Here is an 18,134-nt window from a genome sequence, read left to right on the forward strand (position 1 = left end):
CCGTCCCGCCTCTTCACGTCGTCAGAAATACTCCGGGGGAGTCTCCGGCACGGAGACGGGGGCAGAGCCCCCTCCTCCTTTCAGATGTGCCCGAGGCGAGGGGCCGTGCCCCTTACAGCCGGTTCAGCAGATCCATAGTGGGCCAGCCGTCCACCGGCAGGCCCATCTCCGCCTGCACTGCGCGCACGGCGGCCCGGGTGCCAGCGCCCAGGATCCCGTCGATCTCGCCCACGTCATGCCCGCGCGTGGCCAGCTTCTCCTGCAGGCGGATCATCTGCGGCCCCTCCAGCCCAGGCGCCGGATTGCCCGCGTCGAAGACCGGTGCGCCTTCCAGCCGGGTGGCGAAATAGGCCGCGGTGAGAACGTAGGTGAAGCTCTGGTTCCACTCGAAGAGAACCGAGAAGTTCGGATAGGTGAGGAAGGCCGGCCCGTCCTTGCCCTGCGGCAGGATCAGCGAGGCGGGCAGGTCGGCCTGCCAGCGGCCCCCGCGCGGGGCCACGCCCTGGGCCTGCCACTCCGACGGGGCCAGCGTGGTGTCGAGCCCCGCGCGGCTCCAGTCCATCCGGGCGGGCACCGTCACCTCCTGCAGCCAGGGCTGGTTCGGTGCCCAGCCGAGCGACCGCAGCATCTGCGCGCCCGACATCAGGGCATCGGGGGCGGAGGTCTTCAGCCGGACATGGCCATCTCCGTCGCCGTCAACGCCGTTCTCGATGATGTCGCGGGGCAGCATCTGCACCTGGCCGATCTCGCCGGCCCAGGCGCCAGTCGTCGTGGCCGGATCGAAATCACCGTGCGCGTAAAGTTCCAGCGCGGCGAAGACCTGGGGCCGGAACAGCTCGGGCCGGCGGCAATCATGGGCCAGGGTGACCAGCGCGTTGGCCGTGTTGAAATCCCCTTGGAAGCCGCCGTAGTCGGTCTCGAAGGCCCAGAAGGCCAGCAGGACGCCGCGCGGCACGCCCATCTCGCGCTCGATCCGGTCGAAGACGCTGGACCATTGCGCCTCCTTCGCCTGGCCGGTCTGGATCCGGTTCTGCGAGATCAGGCGGCGGGCGAAACTGGTGAAGTCGAGCTGGAACACGCCCTGGCGGCGGTCGGCTGCGATGACCTTCGGGTCGTGCCGGACGGAGGCGAAGAACCGTTGCACCAGTGCCGGGTCATGGCCGCGGGCCACGGCCTCCTCGCTCAACCCGTCGACGAAGCCGGCGAAACTGCCGCCGCAGCTTTGCGCCAGGGCAGGCAGGGGGGCGGTGGCAACGGCCAGGGCGAGGGCCAGGGTGCGGGGGGCGGCACGGAACATGGGCGGTCCTTTCGTGATCGGTGTCCGGGAAGGTAGCAGGGCAGCGCCCCTGGGCAATGGGCAGAAGGACCTATGGCGCCGCGTCAGCCGGCAAGCAGTGCCAGCAGGGTTGTCGTGGCCAGCAGCGCGGCCCAGAGACGCCAGAGCCAGGCGCAGGCGGCCTCTATCTCTGCCGGGCCGGGATGGCGGCGCCCTTCGGGGTGGACGAAGGGATAGTCCCGCAGCACCCCGTCGTAGCGGCGCGGGCCGGACAGGGCGACGTCCAGGGCGCGGGCCATGGCCGCTTCGGGCCAGCCGGCATTGGGAGAGCGGTGGCGCCGTGCTTCGGCGCGGATCGCGGGCCAGGCGCGCAACTGGCCTGCCAGCACCGCCAGGGCGAGGGCCGTCAGCCGGGCGGGGATCAGGTTCAGCAGGTCGTCGGCCCGTGCCGCGGCCCAGCCGAAGGCCGCGTGACGAGGGGTGCGGTAGCCGATCATCGAATCGGCGGTGTTGATCAGCTTGTAGATCAGTAGGCCGGGCAGCCCGGCGACGAGGAACCAGAAGGCCGGCGCCACCACCCCGTCGGAAGCGTTTTCGGCGCCGCTTTCGATGGCCGAGCGGGCCACGGCGTCGGGTGTCATCTCCGCCGTGTCGCGGCTGACGATCATCGCCACGGCGCGCCTCCCCTCCGGCAGGCCCTGCCGCAGCCCGGTGGCGACGGCGCGGACGTGATCCACCAGCGAGCGTTGCGCCAGCAGCACGGCGGCCACCAGAACCTGAGGCAACCAGCCAAAGGCGGCGATCATCGTGCCCAGGCCCCAGCCCAACAGGACCAGTCCCAGCACCAGGGCTGCTCCCTTGACCCGTCGACCATCGCCTTGGTTGAACCGCGCGTCCGCCCAACCGATCAGCCGTCCGGCCAGCACCGCCGGATGGGCCAGGCGCGACCATAGCCAGCGTGGTTCGCCCAGCAGGGCGTCCAGCAGCAGGGCGAGGGTCAGCATCAGTGCGGTACTCATGCCAAGGCGGCCTCCAGCTGGGCCCAGCGGTCCCGCGGCGGCAGGCCAAGGCGGACCCAGCGAGTCGAATAGGGGAAAATGCGGGACCAGATGTGATGCCGGGCCAGGTGGCTTTGCATCGCGGCGGCGTTCTCCACCTCGTAGAGCCGGAACAGGGCGGTGCCCCCGGCGGGCTCTGCCCCTGCCGCCTGCATCAGGCTGTCCAGCCGTGCCGCATCGCCGGCCAGCCGCAGGCGGGTCGCCTCGGCCCAGGCGGGATCGGCCAGGGCCACGGTGCCTGCGCGGAGCGCCGGGCCGGAGACCGGCCAGGGGCCCAGCATCTCGGCCAGCCGCCCGACGGGGCCGGGCGCACCGATGACGAAGCCCAGTCGCAGGCCCGCCAGCCCCCAGAACTTGCCAAAGCTCTTCAGCACCAGCAGGTCGGTGCGCGGGCAGAGAGAGACGTGGCTCTCCTCCGGCGTGACATCGCAGAAGCTCTCGTCGATCACCGTCAGCCCGTGCGGCGTCGGAGCCGGATGCAGCCGCCCCGTCGGGTTGTTGGGATGGACCAGAACCAGCCCCCGCGCGGGCCCGTCCGGAGTCACCTGCCAGCGATGGCGGGTGAAGGCGGCGGCATGTTCGTTGTAGGTCGGCCCCGGGATCTCCACCCGCCCCGGGGGCGCCAGCCGGGGAACCTGCGCGATGGCGGCAGAGGCGCCGGGCACCGCCAGAACGGCGGCCTCGTCGGGCACCGACCAGAACCGTCGGGCGGCGGCGATGAGCGCCGCCTGCGCCTCAGCGTCGGGCAGCGCGGCCCAGTCCGCAGCGGTGAAGGCGGGCAGGGGGTAGGGCTCGGGGTTGATCCCGGTCGACAGGTCCAGCCAGTCGTCGCGGTTGCCGCCGAACTCCGCGCGCGCGGCGTCCAGATCACCGCCGTGGTCACGAGCGGCGCTCATCGGTCGGTGGCCGCTGGGCTGGCGCGGCGGGGCAGGATGGGACGAGGCATGAGGCACCTGAGGTTGGTCGGGTTGGCCCCCTTTCATCACAGTGATCGGAAAAAGCAAATGCTCTGTGCCTTCGCCGGGTCGGCGGAGCCATGCGCAGGGGGCGGAGGCTGCTGCGCGGGTCCTCGCGCAGATGAGGCGGTGCGCCTTAGTCGTTAGGGTTTTGTTAAAGATTGAGGCGGATATCTCGTTTGCAAATCAACAAACTGCCGCACCCCAGCCGCCGCCCGGGATCGGCCTGACATCACGGAAGGGGGCTGCGTGGGCAGCGTGACCGACATCATGGGCAAATGCCCGCATCCCCGGGAGGAACTGGAGCATTGGCCGGAGGGGAAGGTGCATGCGCTCATCGTCGAGAGCGAGCCGAACCTGGGCTGGATGTGGAAACGCCATCTTGATCGCCTGGGGGTGGCGACCTGTCTGGCTCATGGGCAGGATGCGGCCGCTGCCTTCCTGCAGCGGGTGCCTTTCGACGTGATCGTGCTGGACCTGGTGCTGGAGCGCGGCTCTGCCCTGGCGATTGCCGATCTGGCCAACTACCGCCAGCCCGACGCCAAGGTGATCTTCGTCACCAACACCAGCTTCTTCTCGGACGGGTCGATCTTCCAGCATGCGACCAATGCCTGCGCGCTGGTCAACTCGGCCGCGCCGCCCTCGGACCTGGCGGCCCTGGTCGAACACTACGGCAGCGCCCCCCGGTAACGAAAGGGACGCGGCGCGGGCAGGCGCTGCGCCCTCTGTGACGCTCAGCGAATGGTGCCTTTGGGGATCAGGCGGCGGGCAGTGCCTCGCGGCCGTGGGGCGACAGCAGGTCCAGGCCCGGCGTGATCGGCACGATCCGGTTCGGATTGATGTTGTCGTGGCTGTAGTAGTAGTGCCGCGTGATGTGGTCGAAATGCACCGTCTCCGCCACGCCGGGGATCTGGTACAGCTCCTTCACGTAGCCCCAGGTTGCGGGGTAGTCGACGATGCGCTTCAGGTTGCATTTGAAATGCGTGTGGTAGACCTTGTCGAAGCGGATCAACGTGGTGAACAGACGCCAGTCGGCCTCGGTCACGCGGTCTCCCAGCAGGTAACGGTTCTCGGCCAGGATGCTCTCGATCCACTCCAGGCTGTCGAAGAGCGGGCGCACGGCCTCGTCATAGGCCTCCTGCGAGGTGGCGAAACCGGCCTTGTAGACCCCGTTGTTCACCGTGTCGTAGATCCGCGCGTTGATGTCCTCGATCGGCTCGCGCAGCTCTTCGGGCCAGAAGTCCTGGGTGTCGCCGGTGATGCCGTCGAAGGCGGAGTTCAGCATGCGGATGATCTCGGCGCTTTCGTTCGACACGATGGTGCCTGTCTTCTTGTCCCACAGGACCGGCACGGTGACCCGCGTGGTCACGCCGGGCTGCGCCTTCAGGTAGACCTCGCGCAGGTAGTCGAACCCGAACAGGTCGTCGCCGGTCGCGCCGTCGAAATCGGTGCGGAGTTCCCAGCCTTCGGACAGCATCTCGGGATGGACGACCGAAACGCCGATGTGATCCTCCAGACCCTTCAGGGCGCGGAATATCAGCGTGCGATGCGCCCAGGGGCAGGCATAGGACACGTAAAGATGGTAGCGCCCGCTCTCGGCCTCGAAGCCGGCCTCGCCGGAGGGACCGGCGCTGCCGTCGGCAGTGATCCAGCTGCGGAACTGCGCTTCGGACCGGACGAACTTACCGCCGGTGCTTTCGGTGTCATACCATTTGTCTTGCCACTCGCCGTCGATGAGCAACCCCATGGCCGCGCTCCTTTCCGTTTCGCCGGACGAGGGACGCCCGGTTCCTTTGGTCAAGAGCTAGGACGGTGCATGGGTTCCGTATAGCCCGATGTTCGCGCAGAAATCGTGCAGACCTGCACAGCGCGGGCCATGTCCGGCCCGCATGGCGCGCTCGGGCGAGGAGCGGGGATTGCGTCCCCGGGGGCCGTTTGGCTAGAGAGAAGGCAGCCCCGCTCGGGTGCGGGATGCCGATCCTGCCCTTTGCGGGCGTCGAGAAGGAGCCGACCATGTCCCGTTTTCCCCTTGTGCGTCCCGGCGCGGTCACAGCCGCCCTGCTGATGACCCTGCCCCTGCCGGCGGCGGCCCACCCGGGCCACCTGGCCGAGGTGGCGGGCCATGGGCACTGGCTGGGCGCTGCTGCTCTGGGGGCTGCCCTGGCCATCGGGCTGTGGAAGGGATTGCGCGGGCGCGCCGAGGCGTCGAAGGACGCAGAGGACGAGGCGGCAGACGCGGACGGCACCGAAGAGTTGCAGGACGCCTGACACACGGGCGGCGCCTTGCCCGCGACACTGCGGCCTTGCAGCCTCGGTCGCCGGACCAGTTTCGGGCGGCGCGACTTTTTTCTGTCACCTAATCTTCATCGTGGTTAACTTGATCTCAATGCCTGCCGTGCCATGTCATGGCGCGTAGGGCACAGGAACGCCGGGGCTGACCATGACGACATTTCTTCCCAAGGATCTGGCCGATGGGCTGGAAGAGGCGCGCAAGCTGAAGGCGCGCAAGGGGTCTCGCCTGCGGATCGAAGCCGACGGCCAGAGCTATCCCGTGCTGCGGCGCTGGGAAGATGGCTTCTCGGTCGAAAGGGAACTGGTGCCGCAACTGCGTGGCCATGTGGATCTGTTCGAGGGCAGCCGTTTCCTGGCGACCTGTCTGATCGTGGCCTCTGCCGAGGCGGCGGGCGAAATGCGCTACGAATTCAAGCGCGCGACCCCGGCCCGGGACAGCGCTCCGGTCGATTTCCAGCAGGACGAAGAGGCGCCGGTGGCCCTTCTGGGTCGGCCCGACTGATCTGACGCAAATTGCGGAGCTGCGTGCCCGAGCCGTGCGGGGCCGGGGCTCGGCGGCCTCTCCTGGGGCACCCCTCTCATCCAATTGTCGAGACTGCCCAGGCGGAGTGGCGGCACCGCCACGTCAGGGGCTGGCCTCTGTCCGACGGTGCCGAAGGCTCAGGCCCGCAGGGGCAGGTCCAGCATCTCGCGCGCCTGCTGCCAGGTTGCCACGGGGCGCTCGTATTTCTCGCAGAGTGACGTCACCCGCTGCACCAGGGCCGCGTTCGAAGGGGCCAGGGTGGTCTTGTCGAGGCGGATGTTGTCCTCCAGCCCGCAGCGGGCATGGCCGCCGGTTTCCACCACCCATTCGTTCAGCGTGATCTGGCCGGCGCCGATCCCGGCGGCGCACCATTCGCTGTCAGGCAGCAGGCGCTTCATCGTCGCGCGGTAGTAGTCGAAGACATCGCGGTCGATCGGCATGGCGTTCTTCACCCCCATGACAAATTGCACGTAGGGCGATTTTTCCAGCCGCCCGTCGGCATACATCTTCGCCGCCTGGTGGATGTGGGACAGGTCGAAGGCCTCGATCTCCGGGCGGATGCCGTAGGTCTTCATCTCCGCGGCCAGCCAGTCGACCAGATCCGGCGGATTCTCGTAGACGCGGGTGGGGAAGTTGTTGGATCCCACGGAAAGCGAGGCCATGTCGGGCTTCAGCGGCAGCATCCCGCCCCGCGTCTGCCCGGCGCCGGACCGTCCGCCGGTGGAGAACTGCACGATCATGCCGGGGCAGTGCTTTTTCACCCCTTCCTTCAGCGCCGCGAATTTCTCCGGGTCCGAGGAGGGCGTTTCATCATCGTTGCGCACATGGGCGTGGACGATGGTGGCGCCCGCCTCGAAGGCCTCATGGGTGGATTCGATCTGTTCCGCGACGGTGACGGGCACCGCGGGGTTGTCGCTCTTGCGGGGCAGCGAGCCGGTGATGGCCACGCAGATGATGCAGGGTTTGGGGTCCATGCGGGCAGTTAGGCGCCTCGCCGCGAAGCTGTCAACGGCGCCGGCGGGGCCGCGTTCACGCCTGGATCACGCACAGGTGATGGATCCGGGCGATCGGGAAAAGAACCATCCGGCGATCCGCCCCGTAACTCCTGTGACGCTGCCCCGGAGGAGAGGGGCGGCGCGCCACTCAAACGGAGGAAATTCCATGAAACGCATTCTGACCCTCAGCACCGCCCTGATCTGTGCCGCGACCCTTCCGGCCTTCGCCGATGACCACATGGCGGGTGAAAACCCGATGGTCGGCGGCGCCGAGATGTTCGCCGACAAGACCATCGCCGAGAACGCCTCGGCCGCGCCGAACCTGACCACGCTGGTCGCCGCCGTGCAGGCTGCGGGCCTCGTGGACACGCTGATGAGCGATGGCCCCTTTACCGTCTTCGCCCCCACCGATGATGCCTTCGGCATGATCAAGGAAGACAGCCTGAACGCGCTGCTGCAGCCCGACGCGAAGGACCAACTGACGCAGATCCTGACCTGCCACGTGGTCGCCGCCGAGGCCTTCTCCACCGACATCGTCGGCATGATTGAGGATGACGGCGGCATGCACAGCGTGACCACCGTCGGCGGCTGCACGCTGGAGGCCTACATCGAGGACGGCATGGTGAAGCTGAAGGACGAGAACGGTCGTGTCGCCACCGTGACCACCGCCGACGTGGACCAGTCGAACGGCGTTGTCCACGTCATTGACCGGGTGATCCTGCCGGCCGGTCAGGCGGGCTGATCTCCTCCGTCTCGCCGGGCCGTCTGGCCCGGGCCGGCGCGGGCCGCTCCTTTCGGGGCGGCCCGTTCTGTTTCCGGCACCGGCAGGCGTTCGGTCGCGTCAGTCGGGCAGCCCGGGAAGGAAGCTGATTCCGCTCACGTGGACCCAGCCACGGTGGGTCGCGCGCACCTCGCGCTTTTCCAGGGCGCCACAGACCTCGCGGTTATGGCCATAGGCAATGCCGGCCCAGTCGCCGCGATACTCGAAGACCAGGAAGGTGTCGCCATGGGTCAGGGCGTTGCGGGTGCGATAGTCCGGTCCCGGGCCGCTGCGCACGGTCAGTACCTCCGTCGCCGGGCCGCGGCTGGCGATGAACACGGCCGGGTCGCAGTTGCGCGCGCTGTCCCGGGGATATTCGTAGATCGCCGCATCCGCCGGATTGGGCTGTCCCAGAGACAGGGGCGGCAGCACGCCCCGGGCCAGCAGCAGCACGGCCCCCCCGGCCGCGAGGCAGAGCAGCGAACCCGCCAGCAAGAGGCGCGGCAACAAATTGGGCGGTTCGACGGGCATGGCCTTCTCCGGGCGGCGGATCCGCCCGACGGGCATAGCGGGCCGGCCCCCGCCCGGTCACGGGAATTGCCTGCGGGATTTGAGGCAAATCCGCCCGAACAAGAACCGCCCGGGGCGACTGGGAGGACGCCCCGGGCGGGTCCCGCCCGACCCCGAGGGAGGTCGGGCCGGAGGAAAGCCGTCAGGCCAGAAGGCGCCGCGCGATGACCTGGGCCTGGATCTCGGCCGCGCCTTCGAAGATCGACAGGATCCGCGCGTCACACAGCAGCCGCGAGGCGGTGTATTCCAGCGCGAACCCGTTGCCGCCGTGGATCTGCAGCGCATTGTCGGCACAGCCCCAGGCGATCCGCGCGCCCAGGAGCTTGGCCATGCCCGCCTCCAGGTCGCAGCGGCGGTCGTTGTCCTTCTCGAAGGCGGCGAAATAGGTCAGCTGACGCGCCACCATGATCTCCACCGCCATCATGGCGAGTTTGCCCGAGACGCGGGGGAACTGGATCAGCGGCCCGCCGAAGGCCTTGCGGTCGAGCGCATATTGCAGGCCCACATCCAGCGCCGCCTGCGCCACGCCGATGGCCCGTGCCGCGGTCTGGATACGCGCCGATTCGAAGGTCTGCATCAGCTGCTTGAAGCCCTTGCCCTCTTCACTGCCCAGCAGGTTCTCGCCCTTCACCGGGAAGCCGTCGAAGCCCAGCTCGTATTCCTTCATGCCGCGATAGCCCAGCACCTCGATCTCGCCCCCGGTGATGCCCGCATCGGGGAAGGGGGCGTCGTCGGTGCCCGGGGTCTTCTCCGCCAGGAACATCGACAGCCCGCGGTGGTCGGTGCTTTCGGGATCGGTGCGCGCCAGCACGGTCATGACATGGGTGCGCGCGGCATGGGTGATCCAGGTCTTGTTGCCGGTGATCGTGTAATCGCCATCCGCGCCCTTCACCGCGCGGGTGCGCAGGGCGGCCAAGTCGGACCCGGTGTTGGGTTCGGTGAACACGGCCGTCGGCAGGACCTCCCCCGAGGCGAGCTTCGGCAGCCAGTGGCTCTTTTGCTCATCCGTGCCGCCGCAGAGGATCAGCTCCGCCGCGATCTCGGACCGGGTGCCGAGGGAGCCAACACCGATGTAGCCGCGCGACAGCTCTTCCGAGACAACCACCATGGAGGCCTTGCTGAGGCCGAAGCCGCCGAGGTTTTCCGGGATGGTCAGGCCGAAGACGCCCATCTCGGCCAGCTCCTCGATCACCGACATGGGGATCAGCTCATCCTTGAGGTGCCACTCATGGGCGAAGGGAGCGACCTTTTCGGCGGCATAGCGGCGGAACTGGTCGCGGATCATCTCCAGCTCTTCATCCAGGCCGGTGGCGCCGAAGATCCCGGCGCCCTGACGCTCGACGATCAGCTCGGCCAGGCGCGAGCGGGCGGCCTGGGTGTTGCCGGTGGCGATCAGCGTGGCGACCTCGCCGGCGGTGAACTCGGTCGCGGCATTGGCAGGCAGGCCCATGTCGTGCAGGCGCAGGATCTCCTGCTGGGACATCTGGATGCCGCCGGCGATCTGGCCGAGGTATTCGCCGAAGGCGATCTGGTGGATCAGCGCCTCCAGCTCTCCGAACTCGCCCCTGGCGTCCAGCTTTTCCGCCCAGGTTTGCATCTGGCGCAGCGCCTCGACATAGGTGGCCAGCCAGGCCAGCCCGTGCGTGGCGGTCTGTTCGGCCTCCACCGCGCGCGAGGACACGCGGTCGCCCTCGACCACCCGGGCGCGCACCGCGTCGCGGGCTGCGGCCAGCAGGGAGTCGGCCGGGGCAATGGCGGCGCCGGTCAGGCGCAGCAGGTCGGGCAGAAGGGCGGTCTCGGTCATCTTCGGGTCCTGTCCGTCATGGGGCATGGGGGCAGCTCCTCCTCCAGGTCACTGGTCTCGCTGCCCGTCCTAATCCCTTTGCAGGTGCAGCGCAATATGTTTGCGTTCGACATACTATTTTGGATCTATAATTACGTCACGGATTTTACATCGCGCCGGGCTCCCGGCGGGTGTAGGCAATCGGCATGATGGATCTGAGCATGATGGGGCCCGGGGCCCTCGGCCCCTGGGCCTGGGGGGCGATCGTGGCGGTGGCGCTGCTGGCGGGACTGGTGAAGGGCATGGTGGGGTTCGCCATGCCGATGATCATGGTGTCCGGCCTGGGCAGCATCGTCGGCCCCGACTGGGCGCTGGCCGGGTTGATCCTGCCGACGCTGGCCACCAACGGCTGGCAGGCCTTGCGCCTGGGCCCGGCGGCGGCCTGGGCGGTGGTGAAACGGTTCCGCGTCTTTCTGGGCGTGGCGCTGGTGGCGCTGCTGATCTCGGCGCAGCTGGTCTCGGTCCTGCCGGAGCGGGTGATGCTGCTGATGATCGGCGGGCCCATCGTCCTCTTTGCCCTGACCCAGCTGATGGGGCGCCAGCTGCGCCTGGCGCATCCGCCGAAACGGGCGGTGGAACTGGCCGTGGCGCTGGTGGCGGGGTTCATCGGCGGGTTCTCGGGCGTCTGGGGGCCGCCGACGGTGGCCTACCTGACGGCGCTGGAAACGCCCAAGCGCGAGCAGATCCAGGTGCAGGGGGTGATCTACGGGCTGGGCGCGGTGTCGTTGCTCTTTGCCCACCTCGGCTCCGGCGTACTGCGGGCCGAGACGCTGCCGTTTTCGTTGATGATGGTGCCGCTGGCCCTGGCCGGCATGTGGGTGGGGCTGCGCCTGCATGACCGGATTGATCAGGCCACCTTCCGCCGTGCGACGCTGGTGGTGCTGCTGGTCGCCGGGCTGAACCTGCTGCGGCGCGCGCTGATGCTCTGACAGGGGGCGGGGCTTTGCCCCCGCCGCGGCTGCGGCAAGTGAAGGCGAGAGGGGGCTTTGCCCCCGTCTCCGTGCCGGAGACTCCCCCAGAGTATTTCTGGCAATCGGATAGGAGGAAGGGCGCGCGCGAAGGGCACGTCCTTCTCTCATCCGATAGCTGAAAATACTCCCGCCGGAGGCATCCGCCCCTGGCAAGGGGCGCAGGCAGAGGGGGCGGGGCCCGGCGCCTAGCCCTTGCGTTTGCTGCGCGGACTGCGGGGGGCGACCTTGGCCTCGATGTGCTGCAGAACAAGCGCAGCGATGTCCTTGTGCGAGACCTTCTCGATCCCTTCAAGGCCCGGGGAGGAGTTCACCTCCAACACCTTCGGGCCGTCCTCGCCGCGCAAGAGGTCGACGCCCGCCAGGTCCAGCTTCATCGCCCGGGCGGCGCGCACGGCGGTGTCGCGTTCGGTGCGGGTGATGCGCACCGGTTCGGCCGTGCCCCCCTGGTGCAGGTTCGAGCGGAAATCATCCGGCGCGCCCCGTCGGCGCATCGCGGCCACCACCTTGCCGCCCACGACGAGACAGCGGATGTCCTCGCCCGCCGCCTCCTTGACGAAGCTCTGCACCAGAAAGTCGGCCTTCAGACCGCGGAAGGCCGAGATCACCGACTCGGCGGCCTTCTTGGTCTCGGCCAGGACCACGCCCTTGCCTTGCGTCGATTCCAGCAGCTTCAGCACAAGAGGCGCGCCGCCCACGAGCTGGATCAGGTTGCCCGAATCCTTCGGGCTGCGGGCGAAGGCCGTGGTGGGCATGCCGATGCGGTGCCGGGCCAGGACCTGGTGGGCATAGAGCTTGTCCCGGGACATGGCGATGCCCTCGGAGCCGGCCAGGGAATAGGTGCCCATGCTCTCGAACTGGCGCACCACGGCGGTGCCGTAGTTGGTGATCGAGGCGCCGATGCGGGGGATCACAGCGTCGTAATGAGGCAGGCGGCGGCCGTCGTAATGCACTTCGCCACCGACGGCGCGGATGTTCATGTAGCAACGCGAGGTGTCGATCACCTCCAGCGTATGGCCGCGCGCCTCTGCCGCCTCGATGAAGCGCCCCGTGGAATAGTTACCCGGTTCCCGAGTCAGGATCGCCAGACGCAGGGCGCGGCGATGCTTCTTCAGTCGGGGCGTGTCGCGGTAGCTGTCGAAGGACAGTTCCGGCTGGCAGAAGCTCTGAGCGGGCGAGACGATCATGTCCTCGGCGATGGCCGACCGTCCCAGCAGCATGCGGTAGGCCATGGAGCCCCGATCGGTGAGCGTCACCTCCAGCGGCCAGCTGCGATCGCCCATGGTCACCTCGGTCTCGATGACAAAGCGCAGCTCGGTCTCGCCGTTGGACGAGGTCACCTCACGCCGGTCCTTCAGCGGCGCGGAGCAGATGATCTCCAGCGACTCGTCGGAGGGGTCGGGGTGGATGGCGAAGCGCACCATGGGTTTCTCGGCCGGGCCGAAGGGTTCGATGGCGAAGGCGTGCAGGGCCGAGGTCCGGGCGCCGGTGTCCACCTTGGCGCGGATCGCGGGCAGGCCGAGGCCGGGCAGCGAGAGCCATTCCTCCCAGCCGAGTGTGAATTGCGCCATGTCGGGTCCTTCTGGAATGCGGGCTGGATGCGGGCGGAATCGTCGGGTCTGGGTGCGACCCTAACAGGGCCACTAGCCAATCACACCCGACGGGTGCAATGGCCATATGACAGCAGTGCCGCAAGGGCGTGCGAGTCGTCGTCCTGCCTGAAATATTCCCGCCGGATACGTCTGCGCCCCAGTCAGGAGACGAAGCTGTTGCCGAAACAGATGTCGATGGCGGCGGGGGCCTGCATGGCGGGGACCACCTCGAAGCTCTGGCGCAGCAGGGTCTCCTCGCCGTGGCTGACCTCGAAGGTCCAGGTGCCGGGCACCAGTTCGCGGTCGAACTCGAAGTTGAAGCTGCGCACGCCCCAGTTGGCCGACAGCGCCGGGTCCCAGCTTTCGACGGTGACCTGGCGGGCCCCGATCGGCGGATGGCGCACGGTAAAGAGGTAGGGGCCGGGAGCGGTGCCGGGCGCCAGCCGGATGCGGATGCCGAAGGAGATGCCGATGTAGGCCGGCACCACGCGGCTGGTCAGGGCCAGATCGGGGTTGCCTTCGGTCAGCAGGATGTAGCCCGATTCCGTGTTGGGCGCCGGTTCCTTGCTGACATGGTCGGCGGGGCAGTAGATCCCGGCCTCGTCCATCTCCAGCGGGGGCGCGATCATGTCGGGGCCGGTCTGCGCGGGCGCGGGGCCTGCCAGCAGCAGGACCGCCAGCAGCGCGGCCCATCCCCGACGTGCAGACGCCCCGCCGGAAGACCGGGCGGGGCGCTGCGAGGATATGTGCGAGAGGATCTGCATCCGCCTCAGCCGATCGCGGCGGCTTTCACGTCGTCGTCGATATAGGGCAGGTATTGCTCGAAGTTCTCCGAGAACATGCCGACCAGCTTGGCGGCCTGGGCGTCGTAGGCGGCCTTGTCGTCCCAGGTCTGGCGCGGGTCCAGCAGGGCGTCGGCCACGCCGGAGACCGAGACCGGCACCTCGAAGCCGAAGTTGGCGTCCTTGCGGAACTCCGCCTCGTTCAGCGAGCCGTCCAGGGCGGCGGTCAGCAGGGCACGGGTGGCGCGGATCGGCATGCGCGAGCCGGTGCCGAAACCGCCACCGGTCCAGCCGGTGTTGACCAGCCAGCAGGTGGCGCCGTGCTTGGCGATCTTCTCGCGCAGCAGGTTGCCGTATTCCTCCGGGCGACGGGGCATGAAGGGCGCACCGAAGCAGGTTGAGAAGGTCGGGATCGGTTCCACGACGCCACGCTCGGTGCCCGGGGTCTTGGAGGTGAAGCCCGACAGGAAGTGATACATGGCCTGTGCCGGCGTCAGCCGCGCGATCGGCGGCAGCACGCCATAGGCGTCGCAGGTCAGCAGGATGATGTTCTTCGGATGGCCGCCGAGCGCCGTGTCGGAGGCGTTGGAGATCGCCTCCAGCGGGTAGGCGCAGCGCATGTTCTCGGTGAGGCTGGAATCCTCGAAGTCGAGCTCGAAGGTCTCTTCGTCGTGGACCATGTTCTCGATCACCGTGCCGAACATCGAGCAGGTGGCGTAAATCTCCGGCTCCGCCTCTTTCGACAGGTTGATCGTCTTGGCGTAGCAGCCGCCCTCGAAGTTGAAGGTGCCGCGGTCGGACCAGCCGTGCTCGTCATCGCCGATAAGGGTGCGCGAGGGATCGGCGGAGAGGGTGGTCTTGCCGGTGCCCGACAGGCCGAAGAAGATGGCGGTGTCGACCGGATTACCCTTGGCGTGGTTGGCCGAACAGTGCATCGGCATCACGCCCTTTTCGGGCAGCAGGTAGTTCAGCAGGGTGAAGACCGACTTCTTGTTCTCGCCGGCGTATTCGGTGCCGCCGATCAGGATGACCTTCTTGGCGAAGTTCAGCGCGATGACGGTTTCGCTGCGGCAGCCGTGCTTTTCGGGATCGGCCGAGAAGCTGGGGCAGTTGATGATGGTGAAATCGGACACGTAGTCGTTCAGCGCGTCGCGGTCGGGACGACGCAGCAGGTGGCGGATGAACAGGTTGTGCCAGGCCAGTTCCGAAATGACGCGGACATTGATCGCATAGGCCGGGTCGGCGCCGCCGACGAGGTCCTGGACGTAGTAATCCTTGCCCTTCATGTGTTCGACCATGTCGGCGTAGAGGACATCGAAGGCCTCCGGCGACATCTCGGCGTTGTTGTCCCACCAGATCTTGTCGGCCACGTCGGGGGTCTTCACGACGTGCTTGTCCTTGGGGGACCGGCCGGTGAACTTGCCGGTGGTGACCAGGAAGGTGCCGCCCTTGCCGAGGGTGCCTTCGCCCTTCTTCAGGGCGGCTTCGATCAGCGCGGGCTCCATAAGGTTGTAATAGACATTGCCGAGCCCTTCGATCCCCTGATCTTCGAGCCGGAAGTGCGGGTTCACCCGTCCAAATGCCATATCTTAACACTCCTGTAGCCGCGTCGGTGCGGCGGTCCTCTCATCCGTCGCCGTCCGTTCGCGCGCCCGATGGGGCGGCTGGCGGCGGAACCGGGGCGGGACGCCTCGATAATCGGCCTCTTAGCATGTCGTCTTCGGATGTGAACAGGGCGCTTCCGGGAGGTTAGCGCAACCATACCGCGTTTAGCGCAACCACGCGCGGGAACCGGCCACTGGGGTGGCAGGTCTCTGTCGTGCAACGGAAAATGCCGACGTGCATAAGACATTTTCGCCACAATCCAATCCTGGTGCAAAGCGCGATTCGCGTTTCAGGATTGCCTGATCCCTCCGGAGGGGCGAGTATTGCGGCAAAATCATGTCAATGAGACTCCCAGACTGGTCCGAAGGATGCGGGCCCCGGTTTCCCCGATCTCGGGACGGCACGGGGCGACAGACAGCCGGGACCGGAGCGAGCAGTTTAGAAGGGAAGCAGAATGTCCAAGATCGCACTCGTGGACGACGACCGGAATATCCTGACCTCCGTGGCGATCACGCTGGAGGCCGAGGGGTTCGAGGTCGAGACCTATTCCGACGGCCAGGCCGCGCTGGAGGCCTTCAACAAGGCGCTGCCGGACATGGCGGTGCTGGATATCAAGATGCCGCGCATGGACGGCATGGACCTGCTGCAGCGGCTGCGTCAGAAGACCACCATGCCGGTGATCTTCCTGACCTCGAAAGATGACGAGATCGACGAGGTGCTGGGCCTGCGCATGGGCGCCGACGATTACGTCAAGAAACCCTTCAGCCAGCGCCTGCTGGTGGCCCGGATCCGCGCGCTGCTGCGCCGGCAGGAGGCCCAGTCGGGGGATGTCGTGGCCGAGACCGACGACACCAAGGTGATGGAACGCGGCCACCTGCGCATGGACCCGCTGCGCCATTCGGTGACCTGGAAGGGCCAGGACGTGACCCTGACCGTGACGGAGTTCCTGCTGCTGCAGGCCCTGGCACAGCGACCCGGCTTCGTCAAAAGCCGCGATCAGCTGATGGACGTGGCCTATGACGACCAGGTCTATGTCGACGACCGCACCATCGACAGCCACATCAAGCGCCTGCGCAAGAAGCTGCGCTCGGTCGATGACGAGTTCTCGGCGATCGAGACGCTCTACGGCATCGGCTATCGCTACAACGAAGAGTAACGGGCCAGGCCCATGGCGCTTGCCGAAGGGATCAGCGTGCAGGACGACACGGCCAGGGCACGGCGAGGCAGCGGCGGCGCGAAGAAGCGCCGCGGCGATGTCGTGCTGGGCGAGGAGTTCGAGGCCCCGGGAACGGTCGTGGACGAGGAGTTCCGCGCCCGCCGCGAGAAACGTGGGCTGCTGGCGCTGAAGGCGTCGCCGCTGACGCGCAAGATCATCATCTTCAACCTGATCGCACTGAACGTGCTTGTGGCGGGGGTTCTCTACCTGAACTCGTCGCGCGACAGCCTGCTGGCACAGCGCCAGGCCGCGCTGGTCAGCGAGGCGGACCTGGTGGCCAGTGTCTTCGAGGCACAGATCGCCCCGGGGGCGGAGGTCGATCTGAGGGCCCGCCGCGGCGTCGACGTGCCGGGCACGCTGACCGCCCTTGATCTGCGCAGCGGCCTGACCCTGCTGGTCTTCGATGACGCGGGCGAGCTGGTCGCGGGCCGGGCCGGCACCGCATCCGGCGCGGCCCCCCGGTCGCAGTCCGATCAGCCCACCTATGTCACCGATGCGCTGACCGCGATCTGGAACGGCATCACCGCCGTCTTCTCCTCCGGTCGGGTGCCCCAGCCCACCGTCGCCATCGAGCAGGAGGCGCAACGCCTGCTGGCCGATCACGGGATCGGCGCCGCCGAAACCTCCACCGCGCACGGATCGGAGGGGCGGTTCCACACCGCGCTGTCGCCGATCGAGGCGGGGGGCCAGGTGGTGGGCGCCGTGGCGCTGGCCGGATCCGTGGGCGAGATCGATGACTTGGTCCGGCAGGAACGCGAGCGCGTGCTGCAGATGTTCATCATCGCCACGCTGGTCTCGGTGGGGCTCAGCCTGGTGCTGGCTTCGACCATCGCCAACCCGCTGTCGGACCTGGCCGCCGCCGCCGAGCTGGGCGGCGATCGGGGCAATACCCGGCCGAAACCCAGCCGCGTGCGCATTCCCGACCTGACCGCCCGTCCCGACGAGATCGGCCGGCTGTCCGGCGCCCTGCGCGGCATGGTCAGCGCCCTTTACGACCGGATCGACGCCAACGAACAGTTCGCCGCCGACGTGGCGCATGAGATCAAGAACCCGCTGGCCAGTTTGCGCAGTGCCGTGGGTACCCTGCGGGTGGCCAAGCGCGACGATCAGCGCGAACAGCTGATGGACGTGATCGAACATGACGTGCGCCGCCTTGACCGGCTGGTCAGCGACATTTCCAACGCCTCGCGGCTGGATTCGGAGCTGGTGAAGGAAGAAGAAGAGGAGTTCGACCTGCTGCGCATGCTGGGCAGCCTGACCGACTATCTGGGCGAACAGGCCGCCGGCAAGGGGATCGACTTCATCACCGACCTGCCGGACGAGACCCTGATCCTCAGCGGGCTGGAGGCGCGCTTGGCGCAGGTCTTCGTCAACCTCATCACCAATGCGATCAGTTTCTGCGAAGAGGGGGATGCGATCCGGGTCTGGGCCCGGCGCCGGGAAAACCGCGTGCTGGTGGTGGTCGAGGACACTGGACCGGGGATCCCCGACCAGTCGCTGCAGAAGATCTTCAAACGCTTCTACTCGCACCGGCCGGCGTCGGATTTCGGCAACAACTCGGGCCTCGGTCTGGCGATCTCCAAGCAGATCGTCGAGGCCCATGGCGGGGTGATCTGGGCCGAGAACATCCGCCCCACCGATGCCGACATCACCTCCGACCCGCTGGGCGCGCGCTTCGTCGTCGGCCTGCCGATCTGA

Annotated in this window: 17 protein-coding genes; 7 read left to right on the forward strand and 10 right to left on the reverse strand. The window is 67.9% G+C overall.

Features of this window, described 5'->3' with window-relative positions; translation table 11 throughout:
* Positions 1 to 112: 112 nt before the first annotated feature.
* The 3 genes from CVM50_RS11605 to CVM50_RS11615 form a co-directional block, all read right to left on the reverse strand.
* The gene (locus CVM50_RS11605; RefSeq protein WP_085889424.1) at positions 113 to 1,297 is read right to left on the reverse strand and encodes a lytic murein transglycosylase; all 1,185 of its coding nucleotides are present in this window, start codon (positions 1,295 to 1,297) and stop codon (positions 113 to 115) included.
* An 83-nt stretch (positions 1,298 to 1,380) separates the two neighbouring features.
* Positions 1,381 to 2,295 (reverse strand): adenosylcobinamide-phosphate synthase CbiB, encoded by a 915-nt coding sequence (cbiB, locus tag CVM50_RS11610; RefSeq protein ID WP_085889425.1) that lies wholly within the window; start codon positions 2,293 to 2,295, stop codon positions 1,381 to 1,383.
* The gene (locus CVM50_RS11615) at positions 2,292 to 3,230 is read right to left on the reverse strand and encodes a threonine-phosphate decarboxylase (RefSeq protein WP_085889426.1); all 939 of its coding nucleotides are present in this window, start codon (positions 3,228 to 3,230) and stop codon (positions 2,292 to 2,294) included. The genes cbiB and CVM50_RS11615 overlap by 4 nt, the downstream gene beginning before the upstream one ends.
* Before the next feature lie 384 nt (positions 3,231 to 3,614).
* Here CVM50_RS11615 and CVM50_RS11620 point away from each other — a divergent pair, with 384 nt between their 5' ends.
* Entirely contained in the window at positions 3,615 to 3,980 is a 366-nt protein-coding gene (locus tag CVM50_RS11620) for a response regulator (RefSeq protein WP_100148495.1), read from the forward strand.
* Positions 3,981 to 4,047: 67 nt separating this feature from the next.
* Here the strand turns inward: CVM50_RS11620 and CVM50_RS11625 are convergent, their stop codons facing one another.
* Positions 4,048 to 5,037: a glutathione S-transferase family protein gene (locus CVM50_RS11625; protein ID WP_085889427.1), complete on the reverse strand. Its 990-nt coding sequence runs from the start codon at positions 5,035 to 5,037 to the stop codon at positions 4,048 to 4,050.
* Positions 5,038 to 5,303: 266 nt separating this feature from the next.
* On the opposite strand from CVM50_RS11625, the gene CVM50_RS11630 reads away from it, so the two are divergent.
* Together CVM50_RS11630 and CVM50_RS11635 are read left to right on the forward strand one after the other, a co-directional pair.
* Entirely contained in the window at positions 5,304 to 5,558 is a 255-nt protein-coding gene (locus tag CVM50_RS11630; protein ID WP_306372321.1) for a DUF6732 family protein, read from the forward strand.
* A 172-nt stretch (positions 5,559 to 5,730) separates the two neighbouring features.
* The gene (locus CVM50_RS11635) at positions 5,731 to 6,084 is read left to right on the forward strand and encodes a hypothetical protein (protein ID WP_085889428.1); all 354 of its coding nucleotides are present in this window, start codon (positions 5,731 to 5,733) and stop codon (positions 6,082 to 6,084) included.
* Between the two features lie 158 nt (positions 6,085 to 6,242).
* Here the strand turns inward: CVM50_RS11635 and CVM50_RS11640 are convergent, their stop codons facing one another.
* Positions 6,243 to 7,079, reverse strand: coding sequence for a BKACE family enzyme (locus tag CVM50_RS11640; protein WP_085889429.1), 837 nt, complete (start codon positions 7,077 to 7,079; stop codon positions 6,243 to 6,245).
* A 187-nt stretch (positions 7,080 to 7,266) separates the two neighbouring features.
* Between CVM50_RS11640 and CVM50_RS11645 the strand changes: the two genes are divergently transcribed.
* Entirely contained in the window at positions 7,267 to 7,842 is a 576-nt protein-coding gene (locus tag CVM50_RS11645; RefSeq protein ID WP_085889430.1) for a fasciclin domain-containing protein, read from the forward strand.
* A 99-nt stretch (positions 7,843 to 7,941) separates the two neighbouring features.
* On the opposite strand, the gene CVM50_RS11650 is transcribed toward CVM50_RS11645, so the two are convergent.
* Together CVM50_RS11650 and CVM50_RS11655 are read right to left on the reverse strand one after the other, a co-directional pair.
* Entirely contained in the window at positions 7,942 to 8,391 is a 450-nt protein-coding gene (locus tag CVM50_RS11650; protein WP_143515633.1) for an SH3 domain-containing protein, read from the reverse strand.
* Between the two features lie 181 nt (positions 8,392 to 8,572).
* Positions 8,573 to 10,261: an acyl-CoA dehydrogenase family protein gene (locus tag CVM50_RS11655; RefSeq protein ID WP_085889432.1), complete on the reverse strand. Its 1,689-nt coding sequence runs from the start codon at positions 10,259 to 10,261 to the stop codon at positions 8,573 to 8,575.
* A 161-nt stretch (positions 10,262 to 10,422) separates the two neighbouring features.
* On the opposite strand from CVM50_RS11655, the gene CVM50_RS11660 reads away from it, so the two are divergent.
* Positions 10,423 to 11,202, forward strand: a complete 780-nt coding sequence (locus CVM50_RS11660; protein ID WP_198431894.1) for a sulfite exporter TauE/SafE family protein — start codon at positions 10,423 to 10,425, stop codon at positions 11,200 to 11,202.
* Between the two features lie 227 nt (positions 11,203 to 11,429).
* Here CVM50_RS11660 and rimK read toward each other — a convergent pair whose 3' ends face one another.
* The 3 genes from rimK to CVM50_RS11675 form a co-directional block, all read right to left on the reverse strand.
* Positions 11,430 to 12,812: a 30S ribosomal protein S6--L-glutamate ligase gene (gene rimK / locus CVM50_RS11665; protein ID WP_085889434.1), complete on the reverse strand. Its 1,383-nt coding sequence runs from the start codon at positions 12,810 to 12,812 to the stop codon at positions 11,430 to 11,432.
* A 182-nt stretch (positions 12,813 to 12,994) separates the two neighbouring features.
* The gene (locus tag CVM50_RS11670) at positions 12,995 to 13,597 is read right to left on the reverse strand and encodes a DUF3859 domain-containing protein (RefSeq protein WP_085889435.1); all 603 of its coding nucleotides are present in this window, start codon (positions 13,595 to 13,597) and stop codon (positions 12,995 to 12,997) included.
* Positions 13,598 to 13,602: 5 nt separating this feature from the next.
* Positions 13,603 to 15,201 (reverse strand): phosphoenolpyruvate carboxykinase, encoded by a 1,599-nt coding sequence (locus tag CVM50_RS11675; RefSeq protein ID WP_085889436.1) that lies wholly within the window; start codon positions 15,199 to 15,201, stop codon positions 13,603 to 13,605.
* A 473-nt stretch (positions 15,202 to 15,674) separates the two neighbouring features.
* Here CVM50_RS11675 and CVM50_RS11680 point away from each other — a divergent pair, with 473 nt between their 5' ends.
* Both CVM50_RS11680 and CVM50_RS11685 read left to right on the forward strand, forming a co-directional pair.
* The gene (locus CVM50_RS11680; protein ID WP_085889437.1) at positions 15,675 to 16,376 is read left to right on the forward strand and encodes a response regulator transcription factor; all 702 of its coding nucleotides are present in this window, start codon (positions 15,675 to 15,677) and stop codon (positions 16,374 to 16,376) included.
* Positions 16,377 to 16,388: 12 nt separating this feature from the next.
* Positions 16,389 to 18,134, forward strand: coding sequence for a sensor histidine kinase (locus tag CVM50_RS11685; protein WP_085889438.1), 1,746 nt, complete (start codon positions 16,389 to 16,391; stop codon positions 18,132 to 18,134).

Source organism: Pseudooceanicola marinus, assembly GCF_002786295.1.
Taxonomy (GTDB): Bacteria; Pseudomonadota; Alphaproteobacteria; order Rhodobacterales; family Rhodobacteraceae; genus Pseudooceanicola; species Pseudooceanicola marinus.